13 protein-coding genes are annotated in these 13,646 nt (G+C 74.8%); 4 read left to right on the forward strand and 9 right to left on the reverse strand.

Going from position 1 to position 13,646, the window contains the following annotated elements; translation table 11 throughout:
* Nucleotides 1-108: 108 nt before the first annotated feature.
* Nucleotides 109-1,098 (forward strand): NAD(P)H-quinone oxidoreductase, encoded by a 990-nt coding sequence (locus CNO22_RS03325; RefSeq protein ID WP_100497940.1) that lies wholly within the window; start codon nucleotides 109-111, stop codon nucleotides 1,096-1,098.
* A gap of 122 nt (nucleotides 1,099-1,220) precedes the next feature.
* Here CNO22_RS03325 and CNO22_RS03330 read toward each other — a convergent pair whose 3' ends face one another.
* Nucleotides 1,221-2,444, reverse strand: a complete 1,224-nt coding sequence (locus CNO22_RS03330; protein ID WP_100497941.1) for a cysteine desulfurase-like protein — start codon at nucleotides 2,442-2,444, stop codon at nucleotides 1,221-1,223.
* 89 nt (nucleotides 2,445-2,533) lie between these two features.
* Between CNO22_RS03330 and CNO22_RS03335 the strand changes: the two genes are divergently transcribed.
* Nucleotides 2,534-3,097 (forward strand): bacterial proteasome activator family protein, encoded by a 564-nt coding sequence (locus CNO22_RS03335; RefSeq protein WP_100497942.1) that lies wholly within the window; start codon nucleotides 2,534-2,536, stop codon nucleotides 3,095-3,097.
* 121 nt (nucleotides 3,098-3,218) lie between these two features.
* Here CNO22_RS03335 and CNO22_RS03340 read toward each other — a convergent pair whose 3' ends face one another.
* The 5 genes from CNO22_RS03340 to CNO22_RS03360 are packed head-to-tail and all read right to left on the reverse strand — an operon-like array spanning nucleotide 3,219 to nucleotide 8,231.
* Nucleotides 3,219-3,578: a glycerol dehydratase reactivase beta/small subunit family protein gene (locus CNO22_RS03340; RefSeq protein WP_100497943.1), complete on the reverse strand. Its 360-nt coding sequence runs from the start codon at nucleotides 3,576-3,578 to the stop codon at nucleotides 3,219-3,221.
* Nucleotides 3,563-5,458, reverse strand: a complete 1,896-nt coding sequence (locus tag CNO22_RS03345; RefSeq protein WP_100497944.1) for a diol dehydratase reactivase subunit alpha — start codon at nucleotides 5,456-5,458, stop codon at nucleotides 3,563-3,565. Before CNO22_RS03345 ends, CNO22_RS03340 begins: the two co-directional genes overlap by 16 nt.
* Nucleotides 5,455-6,051 (reverse strand): propanediol/glycerol family dehydratase medium subunit, encoded by a 597-nt coding sequence (locus tag CNO22_RS03350; protein WP_100497945.1) that lies wholly within the window; start codon nucleotides 6,049-6,051, stop codon nucleotides 5,455-5,457. Before CNO22_RS03350 ends, CNO22_RS03345 begins: the two co-directional genes overlap by 4 nt.
* Before the next feature lie 3 nt (nucleotides 6,052-6,054).
* On the reverse strand, nucleotides 6,055-7,749 hold the full coding sequence (locus tag CNO22_RS03355; RefSeq protein WP_100497946.1) for a propanediol/glycerol family dehydratase large subunit: 1,695 nt from the start codon (nucleotides 7,747-7,749) through the stop codon (nucleotides 6,055-6,057).
* Nucleotides 7,750-7,784: 35 nt separating this feature from the next.
* Nucleotides 7,785-8,231: a diol dehydratase small subunit gene (locus tag CNO22_RS03360; RefSeq protein ID WP_100497947.1), complete on the reverse strand. Its 447-nt coding sequence runs from the start codon at nucleotides 8,229-8,231 to the stop codon at nucleotides 7,785-7,787.
* A gap of 172 nt (nucleotides 8,232-8,403) precedes the next feature.
* On the opposite strand from CNO22_RS03360, the gene CNO22_RS03365 reads away from it, so the two are divergent.
* Together CNO22_RS03365 and CNO22_RS03370 are read left to right on the forward strand one after the other, a co-directional pair.
* Entirely contained in the window at nucleotides 8,404-8,811 is a 408-nt protein-coding gene (locus CNO22_RS03365) for a GlcG/HbpS family heme-binding protein (RefSeq protein ID WP_100497948.1), read from the forward strand.
* Nucleotides 8,812-8,909: 98 nt separating this feature from the next.
* Nucleotides 8,910-10,430, forward strand: a complete 1,521-nt coding sequence (locus CNO22_RS03370) for a GAF domain-containing protein (RefSeq protein WP_100497980.1) — start codon at nucleotides 8,910-8,912, stop codon at nucleotides 10,428-10,430.
* Nucleotides 10,431-10,521: 91 nt separating this feature from the next.
* Here the strand turns inward: CNO22_RS03370 and CNO22_RS03375 are convergent, their stop codons facing one another.
* From CNO22_RS03375 to serS, 3 genes are read right to left on the reverse strand one after another with little or no spacing between them, the layout of a single operon-like run.
* Entirely contained in the window at nucleotides 10,522-11,325 is an 804-nt protein-coding gene (locus CNO22_RS03375) for a Cof-type HAD-IIB family hydrolase (RefSeq protein ID WP_100497949.1), read from the reverse strand.
* 11 nt (nucleotides 11,326-11,336) lie between these two features.
* Nucleotides 11,337-12,263: an HAD family hydrolase gene (locus CNO22_RS03380; protein ID WP_100497950.1), complete on the reverse strand. Its 927-nt coding sequence runs from the start codon at nucleotides 12,261-12,263 to the stop codon at nucleotides 11,337-11,339.
* A complete protein-coding gene (gene serS, locus CNO22_RS03385; protein ID WP_100497951.1) occupies nucleotides 12,260-13,555 on the reverse strand; it encodes a serine--tRNA ligase in 1,296 nt (431 codons plus the stop codon). Before serS ends, CNO22_RS03380 begins: the two co-directional genes overlap by 4 nt.
* Between the last annotated feature and the right edge of the window lie 91 nt (nucleotides 13,556-13,646).

A 13,646-nucleotide genomic window follows, 5' to 3' on the forward strand; every position in this document is an offset into this window, starting at 1 on the left:
GTCCCGCCCTGAGCTGGCGAAGGGTGGGGAGGACGGCGGCCCCCCTGCAGGGTCCCTCCGCGGGCCTGCGAGCGGTGGGGGCAGGGGGGTCCTCTTAGGGTCGGGGGCATGCGTGCGGTGACCATGAGCGGACCCGGTGAACCTGAGGTGCTCGGCTGGGGCGAGGTCCCCGACCCGGTGCTGCGACCCGGCGAGGTGCTCGTCGACGTCGTCGCCACCGCGGTGAACCGGGCCGACCTGCTGCAGCGGGCCGGCTTCTACCCGCCGCCGCCCGGGGCCAGCGAGATCCTCGGCCTGGAGTGCAGCGGCGTGGTCAGCGAGGTCGGCGAGGGCGTGACCGGCTGGTCGGTGGGCGACGAGGTGTGCGCGCTGCTGTCCGGTGGCGGCTACGCCGAGCGGGTCGCCGTCCCGGCCGGCCAGCTGCTGCCCCGCCCGGCCGGCGTGGAGCTGGCCACCGCGGCGGCGCTGCCCGAGGTCGTGTGCACGGTGTGGTCCAACGCGTTCATGCTCGCCGGGCTGCGCCGTGGGGACACGTTCCTGGTGCACGGCGGGTCGAGTGGCATCGGCACCATGGCCATCCAGCTGGCCGCCCGGGCGGGCGCCCGGGTGTTCACCACCGCGGGCACCCAGGCCAAGCTCGACGTCTGCCGCGAGCTCGGCGCCGAGGTGGGCATCAACTACCGCGACGAGGACTTCGTCGAGCGGGTGCTGGAGGAGACCGACGGCGCGGGCGCGGACGTCGTCCTCGACAACATGGGCGCCAAGTACCTGGCCCGCAACGTCGACGTCCTCGCCACCGGGGGGCGGCTGGTCTGCATCGGGATGCAGGGCGGCACCAAGGCCGAGCTCGACCTCGGGAAGCTGATGCGCAAGCGCGCCTCGGTGCACGCGACGACGCTGCGCGCCCGGCCGGCGACCGGGCCCGGCGGCAAGGCCGAGATCGTCGCGGCGGTGCGGCACGACGTGTGGCCCGACGTCGAGCGCGGCGTGGTCCGCCCGATCGTCGACCGGCGGCTGCCGATGTCGCGGGCCGCCGAGGCGCACCGCGTGGTCGACGCCAGCGAGCACGTGGGGAAGGTCCTGCTGGTCAACGGGTGAGCCGTCCCCGCGGCCCCGTCCCGAGGCTCGCCCCGAGCCTGCGAGGGGTGAGGAGGACGGGCGGCCCCCGTCCAGAGGCTCACGCCGAGCGTGCGAGGCGGGAGGGGGACGGGGGTCCTTCTTCAGCGCGGGCGCAGCGCGGCGACCGCGTCGATCAGGTACCCGACCTCCTCGGCCGTGTTGTAGTGCATCAGCCCCAGCTGGACGGCGCCGCCCTCCTCGTTGGCGCCGAGGGCGTCGAACAGCTCCCGGGCCGAGAGGTCGCCGTCCCACGCGCAGATGCCGCGCCGGGACAGCTCGTGGGCCACCTGCCGCGGGCGCATGCCGGCGACGGTGAACGACAGCGCCGGGGTGGTGTGCGGGGCCGAGCCGATCACGTGCACGTGGCGCATCGCCCGCAGCGCCTGGTCCAGCCAGTCGAACAGGCCGCCCTCGTAGGCCGCGACCGCCGTCATCGAGGTGCGCAGCCGGTCCCGCCGGGTGCCGATGGCGTCCTCGCACAGCGACGCGAGGTGCTCGACGGCCGCGGTGACGCCGGCGAGCAGCTCGAAGGCGTACCCGCCGCTCTCGAACCGGTCGGGCACCCGGTCGGGCACCGGCGCCAGCTTCTCCGGCTCCAGCTCCCCGAGCAGCTCGGGGTCGGCCACGACCGCGCCCACGTGGGGGCCGCACCACATGTCGGCGGCGACGGCGAGGAAGTCCGCGCCCAGGGCACGGACGTCGAGCAGGTCGTGGGCGGCGGCGTGCGTCCCGTCGACGAAGACCAGCGCGCCGACCGCGTGCGCCCGCCGGGCGATCGCCGCGACGTCCGGACGGGTGCCGATCGCGGAGCTGGCCGCCGTCACCGCCACCAGCCGGGTGCGGGGGCCGAGCAGCTCGTCGTACTGCCAGTCGGGCAGCTCGCCGGTCTCGATGTCGACCTCGGCCCAGCGCACGGTGACGCCGGTGCGGGCGGCCAGCTCGACCCAGGGCCGCACGTTGGCGTCGTGGTCGAGCCGGCTGAGCACCACCTCGTCGCCGGGCCGCCAGGTACGGGCCAGCGCGCGGGCCAGGGTCCAGGTCAGCCGGGAGGCGTCCGGCCCGAGGACGACGCCGGTGGACACCCCGCCGACCAGGTCGGCGACGGCGGTGCGGGCGCTGGCGAGCAGCCCCTCCGCGCGGGCGGACGCCGGGAAGACCCCGCCGCGGTCGGCCACCGGCACCCGCATCGCCTGCGACACCGCGAGCACGACGTTCTCGGGCACGAGGGCGCCGGCCGACCCGTCCGCGTGCACCAGACCGTCGGAGAGCCCCGGGAACAGGCCCCGGACGCGGGCGACGTCCAGCCGCGCCTCCCCCGGTCCCATGGCCCTCGACCCTAGACGTTGCCCCCGGAGGCCGGAGGCGACCCGGTGCCACCCCGGCAGGCCGCCGCAGCGCCGGGGAGGATGGAGGCATGACCGCACCTGACAACGGCAGTGGACGCCCTCAGCAGGTCGTCGTGGTCGGCCCCGACGGCCGGCCCGTCGGCACGATGCCCGTGCCCGACGCCGGGCCGCTGGGTGGGCGGGGTGACGACGCAGGCGGCGAGGGCGGCGGCAGCATCGGGGACATGGTCGAGCAGCCGGCGAAGGTCATGCGGATCGGCACGATGATCAAGCAGCTGCTCGAGGAGGTCCGGGCCGCGCCCCTGGACGACGCCAGCCGCAACCGGCTGCGCGACATCCACGCGTCCTCGATCCGCGAGCTCGAGCAGGGCCTGGCCCCGGAGCTGCGCGAGGAGCTGGAGCGGATCACGCTCCCGTTCAGCGAGGACGCGACGCCGTCGGACGCCGAGCTGCGCATCGCCCAGGCCCAGCTGGTCGGCTGGCTGGAGGGCGTCTTCCACGGCATCCAGACCGCGTTGTTCGCCCAGCAGATGGCCGCCCGGGCCCAGCTCGAGGAGATGCGCCGCCGCGCGCTGCCCGGCGGCTCGCAGCCGGCCCCGGGCCCGCACCCCGGCGGGGGCCAGTACCTGTGACACTGTCGGCCTACCGGCCGACACCGCGGCCAGGAGCCGTCCCCGGCCTGCGCTGAGCCCATCCGGCCGTTCGCCGGGGACCCTCCGGGCCCCGCTCCTCACGGCCAGTGGGCAGGAATCGTCAGACCAGCGGGAGGTGCTTGACCACCCGGGCCGCGACCCGGCCCACCCGTCGCCAGTCCGAGGGGAGCGCCTGGGCCGGCGTCGTGAGCACCGGCGCCTGCTCGGGCAGCGTGCCGTGGTGCACGGCGGCGGCCCCGGCCGCGTCCAGGCCGATGCCCACGCCCAGCCGGGACTCCCCGGCGGCGGCGTGGGCCAGCGCGGTGGCGTCGTCCGGGCCGGGGACGTCGGTGACGTCCGTGGGCACCCCCTCCTCCTCGACGCCGGCGCAGACCTGCCGCAGCACGGACGCCGGTGCGGCGGGGTGCCGGTACACCAGCACCGCCGGCCGCGGACCGGGCGCGGTCAGCTCGCCGGGCACCTGGCTCCCTCGGCGAGGACGGCGGCGTGCGCCCGCACCAGGCCGGACGCGACCGCGTTGCGCGGCCCCTCGGTGCCCAGCACGTTCCCCGTTCCGCACACCACGCCGTGCGGCGCCAGCGCGTCCGCGATCAGGTCGGGGATCTCGAAGTCCAGCGCCGACCCGCCCAGGAGCACCACGAAGTCGAGCGCGCGGAGGTTCGCCCCCGGCGCCACCTGGCGCAGCGCCCGCAGCGCGTTGACCACGAACACCCGGCGCTTGGCCTCGCGGCGGACCCGCCGGACGTGGTCGAGGCCGTGCCACGTGGGCACCGGGGCGGGGCCGTCCGGGGTCAGCACCACGACCCGGGCGAACACGTGCGGCGGCAGCGGCTGGTCGGAGAACTGCACGGTGCCGTCCTCGTGGCGCACGTGGAAGAAGCTCTCCACCTTGGCCAGCGGGAACCGCTTGACGCTCTCGGCGGTCTCGCGGTCGTCGAGGGCCAGCTCGGAGTCGATGAGCTTGGTGACCAGCTCACCGGCTCCGGCCACGTGCACGGCCGTGCACTCGCCCTCCCGGGTCAGCAGCGCCGCGTCGGTCGAGCCACCGCCCAGGTCGAGGACGGCGACCGGCCGGTCGACACCCGGGGTGGTGAGCGCGCCGCCCACGGCCATCTCGCCCTCGACGCCGCCGATCTCGGCGGCCGCGCCCAGCTGCTCGGACACCAGGTCGGCGACCAGCTGCATGCGGCTGCGGCTGGTCCGCACCATCGCCGCGAGCGCGACCGCGTTCTCCAGCGCCACCTCGCCGGCCAGCCCGCCGCGCACCTCGGCCGGGACGAACGTGTCGACCGCGAGCACGTCGCGGATGGCGATCTCGGACACCGGGACGTCGGGCTGCCCGGCGACGTCCATGACGTCGGCCATCGTGTCCCGGACCTGGGCGAGCATGCCCCCGACGTGGGTCCCCGGCTCACCGTGCGCGTCGTCCAGGGGCTGCACGCGGGCGACGGTGTCCATGATCGCCTCCGCGCCGGCGTCGACGTCCACCCGGAGCGTCTTGCCGGCGCCGCGGAGCACGAGCTCGCCCACGGGGATCCGGCGGTCGGTGACGTCGCCGGTCGGGGTGCGCACCACCACGGCCGAGCGGTTCCCGGTGAGCGCCCGCGCCACCGGGGAGACCTGCCGGGTCTGCGCGGGGTCCAGCTCGAAGACGGTGGCCAGCCCGTAGGAGTTCGACAGCGTCCGGATCGTCCGCCCGGGAGCGGCCACCTCCACGGCGGCCAGCATCCCCAGCGGGACGCGCTCCACCGCCGCGACCTCGTCCACCACGGGGATCGGCCGGTCGAGTCGGTTGGTGACCAGCACCGCGTCGTCCCCGGCCAGGACGGCGGCGACGACGTCCACACCCCGGCGGACGGCGGCGTTCACCGCGGCCGCGACGTCGTCGAAGTCCGCCCCGGCGGGGACGACGCACACCACCGGCTGCCCGGGCGCCTGCTCCGGCAGCGCGCCGACCGGCACGGTGGTGCCGACACCCAGCCCCTCCCCGCCCGGGGTCGCCGGGTTGTGCCCGATCATCGTGGACTCGGTGATGATCGTCTCGGTGATCGTCTCCATGGCCAGGCCGCTGATCACCGGTGTGGCCTCGTTGAGCAGGACGGTGTGCACCTCACCGACGCGCCGTCCGGCCCGCTCCAGGGCGCCCCGGACGGCGGTGAGCGCGCCGGCGGTGTTGTCCGGGGTGCCCTTGACGCCGGTCGTCCTGGTCAGGTCGGTGGCCAGGTACGTGATCGAGCCGTCCGGCCCGATCGAGGCCAGGCAGGCCTCGGTCGTCGAGTTGCCGATGTCCACGCCGACGACGAGCCGCGCCGGCGACCGGCCGGGGTCGACCGTCGTCACCCCAGCCGGCGTGACCCGACCCGCCCGAAGACGGGCTCGACCTCGACCGCCGGGCGGCCGGCCTGGATGCACTCGAACTCCTTGAGGTGCAGCAGCGCCGCCTTGGCCTGCCACCGGGGGCGGGCCATCTGGTCGTTGCGCGTCGGGACGGGCTGCGGCGACTCGCCCTTCGCGTACTGCGCGGCGTTCGAGCCGATCATCCGGAACACCGCCGGATCCAGCAGCGGGGACTGTGGGAACAGCTCCAGGTTGCTCAGCCGCGGCAGGTCCTTCTGGTGGATCATCGTCGTCCCGCGGGACAGGATCCCCACGGCGATGCCCGAGCCGGACAGCTTGGCGCCGCCGTGGGAGATCGCGGCCAGGTCCGCGGTGTCGAACACCTGGATGACGCGCGCGGTGACCCCCTGCTCCTCGATGCCCGCCAGCACCTGGCGCAGCACCTCGGCGTGCGGGACGTCGACGATCGTCTTCGTGAAGTGTCCGGCGAACGCCGGTGACACGGCGATCACGACCTCGTCGGGACGGGTCCCCCGGCCGGCCGGGCCGATCTCGCGGAGGGTGAGCGTGCGCTCCGGCGTCGTGGCAGTGGTCATCGCTCAGCCCACCTCGGTCTCGGGGTTCGTGGCGGAGGTGACGTGGCGCAGCTTCTTGAGCTCCTCCCACCGCTCCCCCGCCAGCCGGTAACCGGTGCCCGGGCCGGCGTAGTCGTTGACGTCGTTGATGGCCGACAGGGGGGTGAAGTCGGCGGTGAGCACCGCCGAGGTCTGCAGCAGGTCGCCCGAGACCCGCTGCCGCAGCACGCTGAGCAGGCTCTCGGCGACGTCGTGGAAGCCGGTCGTCTCCAGGCCCCTGACCAGGTCCAGCCCGGTGATGCCGCGCTCCATGACCGACTGCGCGCCCTTGAGGTCGGAGAGCACGTCGCGCAGCGGGTAGTCGTTCGAGGAGTCGGCGTAGGTGGCCGCCTCCACCTCGTCATCGGTGATCGGCGGCAGGTCCAGGTGGGCGAACAGCGCCTGCAGCGCACGCGCGGCCTTGTTGCGGACCTGCAGGACCTCGGCCTCCCGGACGTGCCGCAGCCCGCCGTCCACCTGCAGGTCGCGCTGGATGGTGTTCCAGTCGTCGTAGTCCTCGGTGTCGAAGTTCGACCCGGCGAACATGTTGTCGGCGTTGGGCACCGCGGAGTAGCCGGAGCAGACGAAGTCGGTGCCGGGCAGCAGCTGGGGCATCAGCCGCGCGGTCCGCCGCATCGACGAGTGCGAGAACGACTGGTCGTTCCCGGAGGCGCACTCCAGGTCGACCATGCTGGCCACCAGGTTCTCCGCGGCGACCGCGCGGATGCCCCCCGGCACGGCCCCCGGGACGCCGATGCAGCTGATCGAGCCGTTCTGCAGTCCCTGCACCCCGGCGCCCTTAGCCATGAGGATGCAGCGGATCTCCAGGTACAGCATGGACTTGCCCTCGGCGTTGCCCATCTGCACCTCCGACCCGGTGCCGGAGGTGAACCGCATCTTGATCCCGCGCGAGGCGTAGGCGGAGGCGAGGAACGCCTTGGACCACGGGGTGTCGTCACCGTCGACGAACACCGATTCGGTGCCGTAGATCGAGATGGTCTCGGCGTAGGCGGTGATGCCCCGCATGCCCAGCTCGAGCTCGGTGGCCTCCTCCAGCGCGCACTGGGTCAGCACACCGCCACGCCCGACCTGCCCACCGACCTGCAGCGCGATGGCCACCAGCGGGGCGTAGCGCACGACCCCCAGGGTGGTCTCGAGCTCGGCGAACCCCCGCAGCGCCCCCTCGGCGGCGTCGACGGCGACCTGCACGGGGTTGTCGCGGGCGCTCGTGGAGTGCCCCTGGTTCGCGGGCGTGCGCCGGGCCCGCATCTTCTGCATCGCCTGCATGATCTCGACGACGTTCATCAGCTTGACGACGTCGAGGATCTTGGCCGGCGTGAGACCACGGGTCACCGCCAGCACCTGCCCGCGGGAGACCCCCGGGTCGATGAGCATCCGCGCGATGTCGACCGACGGGATGGCGGTGCACTCCTCGGCCGACGCCACGTCGATCGCGTGGTTGGCGATGAAGGTGTCCATGAAGTCGAAGTCGGCGCGGGCCTTGCCGTCGAGCTCGACGATGCGGCCGTCCTCCACCCGGACGCTCGGCGCCGGGTCGAAGTCGCTCTCCATCGCGACGAGGCCCTTCTCGGGCCACTCCTCGACGAAGCCGTCGAGGTTGACCGGGCGGCTCTCGAGGACCTCGGTGCGCGTCGAGGTCCGGGGCTTCGTGCTGGTCATGGGCGGGACGTCCCCTCTCGGTCCTGCGGAACGGGTCAGCCGACGTCGGCGGTCGGGCGGGCGAGGAGGTCGCGGCGGGCGTAGACCTCGGCGGCCTCCCGGACCAGAGCGGCACAGACCGGCGCCCCGTACGTCCCCCCGAGGCGGTCGGCCAGCTCGCCGAGCTGCGCCGCCGTGGCGGCGCGCGGGCGCAGCGCGTTGTACATGGCCAGGACCTCGGTGTCGGGGATGGCCGTCATCTCGGCGGCCCGGCGGAAGTTGGCGGCCAGCTGGGGACGGCCACTGGCGTCGGCCAGCTGGGCCTGCAGCTGCAGGGTCTCCGGAGCGATCCGCAGGTCCTCGGCCGACAGCTCGCCGGAGACGACCGCGTCCATCGTGAGGGCCGTGATCGGCTTGCCGGTGGGCGTGCGCAGCAGCTCGGGGTGCTTGATCGACAGGGGGTAGTCCGCAGCGGTCAGCTCGGGAGGCGGCTGGGCGCTCATCGCAGGCTCACTCCTCGGTTGGTCCTCAGATCGTGGCGCCACTGTGGCACGCGCCACGTTGCACCGACGTTGCCTTCCGCGACCGCCGCCGGCGGCCTGGCCGTCCGGGCAGGTGACACCTGCCCGATCGGAGAGGTGTCCGGCCCGGCCGCGTGCGGTTTGCTCCCCGGGCATGGGTGCCTCGCTGACGTACGACTCCGCCCGCCGCGTCCTGGACGCCGGGATCGCCCGCGCCGAGGAGATCGGCCAGCCGATGAACATCGCCGTCGTCGACGACGGCGGACACCTGCTGGCGTTCGGGCGGATGGACGGCGCGATCAAGGCGAGCATCGACATCTCCACCCGCAAGGCGGTGACCTCGATCCTCATGGCCCTGCCCACGGAGGCCCTCACCCCGCTGGTGCAGCCGGGCGCCGAGCTCTACGGGCTCGAGCAGACCGCCGGCGGCCTCGTGACCTTCGGCGGCGGCGTGCCGCTGTACCGAGACGGCGAGATCGTGGGCGCCGTCGGCGTCAGCGCCGGGTCGGTGGAGCAGGACGTCACCGTCGCGACCGCGGCCGCCGCCGCGCTGGAGAGCTGAGGCCGGCCCCTCCGACCTGCCTTGCTGGCCGGACGGACATGCGTGAGGATCCGCAGCAGGCCGGCGCCACCCGCCCGGCGAGGATGCTCGGGGGTGTCATGACCCGCTCTGCCCGCCACCGGCTCCCCTGCACCGGCCCGGACGTCGTCGGCACCGATGCCGCCGCCCACGCCCGGCAGCTCGCCGAGACCTTCGACGCCGTGCTCGGCAGCAGTCCGGTCCGCCAGGCGCCCCGGCCGGTCGTCTCCGCGTCCTGGGAACGCAGCCTCGCGGCCCGCGTCGACCCCGACCGCAGGACGCCGCCGGTGGTGCACGCCCCCGACGAGCTGCGCGACATCCGCTCGGCCCACCCGCTCAACGCCGTCATGCCCCTGGTGCGGAACAGCCTCGTCGGCATCGCCGAGGAGGCGGTGCACCTGGTGCTCGTCACGGACGCCGCGGGCCACGTCCTCTGGCGGGAGGGCGCCGTCGAGCTGCTCGGCCCCGCCGATCGGGTGGGCCTGTTCCCGGGCACCAACTGGAGCGAGGCGGCCATCGGCACCAACGCGATGGGCACCACGCTCGCGGTCGACGCGCCGGTGCAGATCCACTCCGCCGAGCACCTGGTCCGCACCTACCACTCCTGGACCTGTGTGGCCGCGCCGGTGCACGACCCCGACACCGGGGCGGTCCTGGGTGCGGTCGACGTCAGCGGCCCGCTGCGGACCATGCACCCGTCGCTGGCGCAGCTGGTGGCGACCACCGCGCGGCTGGCCGAGACCGAGCTGCGGGTGCGGATGGCCGAGGCCGACCAGCGCTTCCTGCTGCGGAACACGCCGCACCTCACCCACCTGCGGGGCGTGGCCGGCGCGCTCGTCACCCCCACCGGCCGGGTGCTGGCCACCGAGCCCTCCCGCGGGTGGCCCGAACGCGTGGACCTCGACGGGGTGGGCGAGCAGGTCCTGCTGCCCGACGGCCGGGAGGCGCTGGTCGAACCCCTCGCCGAGGGCTACCTGCTCCGGGCCGCGCAGCGCCCCTCCCGGGCGGCCGGCCCCGCGCGCTCGTCGGCGCTGTCGCTCCGGGTCACAGGCAACGGCGCACCGAGTGCGGTGCTCGACGGTCGCGCCGTCCCCCTGCCGCTGCGGGCGGCGGAGATCCTCACCGCCCTCGCCCTGCACCCCGAGGGGCTCACCGGGGAACAGTTGGCCTACCTGCTCTACGGGGACGACGGCAACCAGACGACCGTGCGCGTGCAGGTGCGCCGGCTGCGCTCGCTCATCGGCGCCGACGTGCTGCGCACGCGGCCCTACCGGCTCGTGGGCGCGGTGGACAGCGACTTCGGCTCGGCCCGCCGTGCTCTCCGGGCCGGGGAGGTGGCCACCGCCCTGCGGGCGTGCGCCGGCCCCCTGCTGCCGCGATCGGACGCGACGGAGATCCGGCAGCTGCGCGAGGAGCTGACCGCCGGGCTGCGTGCCGCGGTGCTGGCCGCCCGTGACGTGGGCCTGCTGCACGCGTTCGTGCTGCACCCCCAGGGGCAGGACGACCTGGACGCCCACGACCGCCTGCTCGCCCTGCTGCCGGCCGGGGACCCGCGGGCGGCGGGTGTGGCCCTGCGCGCGGCCCGGCTGCGCGCCGAGTGAGGGGGTCGGCTCCACTCGTCGAGTGGTGAGGTGGCGTGGCTTCAGGGCGCGTGAGACCACGCCAACTCGCCACTCGGCGCCGGACGGGCCATCACAACGCGGAGAGGAAGGCCGCGACGCCGTCGTCCTCGTTGGTGGCGGTCACGTCGGTGGCCGCGGCGAGCAGGTCGGGGTGGGCGTGCGCCATGGCCACGGCCCGGCCGCCGCCCTCGCGCACCCAGTCGAAGGCGGCGATGTCGTTGGGCATGTCGCCGAAGACGACGACGTCCTCGGGACCGATGCCGTGCTCGGCGGCCACCTTCGCGATGCCGGTGGCCTTGGTGACGCCGCGCGCGGAGATCTCGGCCAGGGCGTCGGTGGAGGAGTTGGTGACCGTCGCGGCGTCTCCCACGACCTGCTCCACCAGCGCGACGAACTCGTCGCGGGGCAGCGTCTCGTGGCGGGCCAGCAGCTTGGCCACCGGCGCGGACACCATCTCCTCCAGCGTCGCCACCGCCACGCCGGGCGCGTCGACGTCCCACCGGGGCTGGTAGACCGGCTCGTGACGGAACTCCAGGCCGTACTCGACGGCGAACCAGGTGTCGGGCCGGTGCCGGCGCAGCCCGGCGGTGACCTGCTGCAGCACCGCCGGCTCCAGGGCGTCCTCCTCGAGCACCTCGAAGCCGGCCAGGTCCAGCAGGACGGCGCCGTTGCAGCACACGGCGGTGCCGTACCGCAGCACCTCGCGGATGCGCACCATCCAGCGCGGCGGGCGGCCGGTGGCCAGGACGACCGGCACGCCCTCGGCGCGCCAGCGCTCCAGCTCGGCGACCGTCGCGTCGCTGACGGTGTCGTCGCCGTGCAGCAGCGTGCCGTCCATGTCGCTGGCGATCAGCCGCGGTCTCCAGTCAGACATCGCGCACCCGGTCAGACACCCGGTCGCCTCCCGTCGAGCAGGGCCTCCAGGTAGCGCGCGACGCCGTCGGCGTCGTGCCCGCTGGTGACCAGTGGGGTGGCCGCCCGGACGGCGGGGTGCGCGTTGGCGACCGCGACCGCCCGCCCACCGGCGTCGCGCACCGCCTCGATCATGGGCAGGTCGTTGGGCATGTCGCCGAAGACCAGCACGTCGCCGAAGCCGACGCCGTAGCGCTCGAGCGCGATGGCCAGCCCGGTCGCCTTGGTGATCCCCGGCGGCAGCACCTCGATGAAGCCCAGCCCGGCGTGGGTGACCTCGGCCCGGGCCGGGTCGACCACCTCGCGGGCGCGGGCGAGCAGCTCGTCCTGGCCCAGGGTCGAGGAGCGCAGGAAGACCTTCAGCACCGCCCCGGTGGGCAGCACCTGGTGCCGCGGCAGCAGGTGCGCGGGCTCCGGGTAGGGCCAGTCGAAGCCGTGCTGCACCCGCAGTGGCGAGTGCACCTCGCCCTGCTCGGCGGCGTCCTCCACGGCGAGGATGAGCTCACCGGCGACCGACTCGATCCGCTCGATGACCGCGGTCGCCTGCTCGCGCGGCAGGCCCACCGTGCGCAGCACCTCGTCGCGCTCCAGGTCGACGACGAACCCGCCCTGGGCGAGGACGGCGATGCCCCGCCCGTCGAGCGCGGCACAGACGCTGTCGAACAGCCGCGGACCGCGGCCGGTCACCCCGACCACCGGGATGCCTGCGTCCCAGCAGGCGGTCAGCGCCGTCCGGGTGCGCGCGCTGACCTCGCCGTCGGAGCTGAGCAGCGTGCCGTCGAGGTCGCTGGCGACCAGCTTCGGTCGCCAGGCGCCGAGGTCGCCGAGCTCGACGACGTCGTCCGCCCGGGCGCCGGCGGTGCCGGTGCTGGGCAGCACGCCCGGCCGGTCAGCCGTCATGCGACCGGCGCCGGCGCCACGAGCGTCATGCCGAGGGTGAGGGCCTCGACGCCGCCCAGCCACGGGCGCAGCGCCTTCGGCACGTACACCGACCCGTCGGCGCGCTGGTGCACCTCGAGCAGACAGGCGATGGTGCGGGCGACCGCGCAGAGGGTGCCGTTGAGCGTGGCCGCGGTCCGGTTCTTGCCGTCGGCGTCCCGGTAGCGGGTGTTCAGCCGCCGGGCCTGGAAGGTGGTGCAGTCCGAGGTGCTGGTCAGCTCCCGGTAGGTGCCCTGGCTGGGGAACCACGCCTCGATGTCGTACTTGCGGGCCGCGCTGGTGCCCAGGTCGCCGGCGGCGATGTCGACCACCCGGTAGGGCAGCTCGAGGGCCTGCAGGAACTCCTCCTCCCAGGCCAGCAGCCGCCGGTGCTCCTCGGCGGCCTCCTCGGGCCGGCAGAAGCTGAACATCTCGACCTTGTCGAACCAGTGCACGCGGATGATGCCGCGGGTGTCCTTGCCGTAGGAGCCGGCCTCGCGGCGGAAGCAGGACGACCAGCCGGCGTAGCGCAGCGGCCCGGCGGACAGGTCGAGCACCTCGTTGCTGCGCATCCCCGCCAGGGCGACCTCGGAGGTGCCGACGAGGTAGAGGTCGTCGCGCTCGACCCGGTAGACCTCCTCGTCGTGCTCGCCGAGGAAGCCGGTGCCCTCCATCGCCTCGGGGCGCACCAGCGCCGGGGCGACGACGGGGGTGAACCCGGCCGTGACCGCCTGGCCGATCGCCAGCTGGGCGAGGGCGAACTCGAGCATCGCGCCCGGGCCGGTGAGGAAGTAGAAGCGGGCGCCGGAGACCTTGGCGCCGCGCTCCATGTCGATCGCGCCGAGCGCCTCGCCGATCTCCAGGTGGTCGCGCACCGGGAAGTCGTGGGTGGGCACCTCGCCGACGGTGCGCAGCGTCACCGCGTCGTCCTCACCGCCGGGCGGGACGCCGTCGTGCACCACGTTCGGGATGCGCAGGTGCGCCTCGCGCAGCGCCGCGTCGGCCGCCCGCAGCGCCTCCTCGGCCTCCTTGACCGCGGCGGCGAGGGCGCGGGCCCGCTCGAGGACGGCGGGCCGCTCCTCCGGTGACGCCTTCTTCACCGCCTGCGAGGCCGCCTTCTGCTCGGCACGCAGGTCGTCGGTGCGCTTCACGGCGTCGCGGCGGGAGGCGTCGGCGGCGAGCAGCTCGTCGACCCGGGACTCGTCGGCCCCGCGGGCTCGCTGGCTGGCCTTCACGAGGTCGGGGTGCTCACGCACCAGGCGCAGGTCGATCACTCTGCCCAGTCTGTCATCCTCCGGATGACACCGCGGCCAGGTGCCGTCCCCGACCGACGCCGAGCCCCAGACACCCGCCCCGCTCGGGGAA

The organism is Geodermatophilus chilensis, from assembly GCF_002802985.1.
Classification (GTDB): domain Bacteria; phylum Actinomycetota; class Actinomycetes; order Mycobacteriales; family Geodermatophilaceae; genus Geodermatophilus; species Geodermatophilus chilensis.

Excerpts from the sequence above, each read along its gene's own strand:
- CNO22_RS03360 (WP_100497947.1), bottom strand. The coding sequence starts at position 8,231 with ATGAGCGCCCAGCCGCCTCCCGAGCTGACCGCTGCGGACTACCCCCTG.
- CNO22_RS03365 (WP_100497948.1), top strand. The coding sequence starts at position 8,404 with ATGGGTGCCTCGCTGACGTACGACTCCGCCCGCCGCGTCCTGGACGCC.
- CNO22_RS03355 (WP_100497946.1), bottom strand. The coding sequence starts at position 7,749 with ATGACCAGCACGAAGCCCCGGACCTCGACGCGCACCGAGGTCCTCGAG.
- CNO22_RS03330 (WP_100497941.1), bottom strand. The coding sequence starts at position 2,444 with ATGGGACCGGGGGAGGCGCGGCTGGACGTCGCCCGCGTCCGGGGCCTG.
- CNO22_RS03375 (WP_100497949.1), bottom strand. The coding sequence starts at position 11,325 with ATGTCTGACTGGAGACCGCGGCTGATCGCCAGCGACATGGACGGCACG.
- CNO22_RS03325 (WP_100497940.1), top strand. The coding sequence starts at position 109 with ATGCGTGCGGTGACCATGAGCGGACCCGGTGAACCTGAGGTGCTCGGC.
- CNO22_RS03370 (WP_100497980.1), top strand. The coding sequence starts at position 8,910 with ATGACCCGCTCTGCCCGCCACCGGCTCCCCTGCACCGGCCCGGACGTC.
- CNO22_RS03350 (WP_100497945.1), bottom strand. The coding sequence starts at position 6,051 with ATGACCACTGCCACGACGCCGGAGCGCACGCTCACCCTCCGCGAGATC.
- CNO22_RS03380 (WP_100497950.1), bottom strand. The coding sequence starts at position 12,263 with ATGACGGCTGACCGGCCGGGCGTGCTGCCCAGCACCGGCACCGCCGGC.
- CNO22_RS03335 (WP_100497942.1), top strand. The coding sequence starts at position 2,534 with ATGACCGCACCTGACAACGGCAGTGGACGCCCTCAGCAGGTCGTCGTG.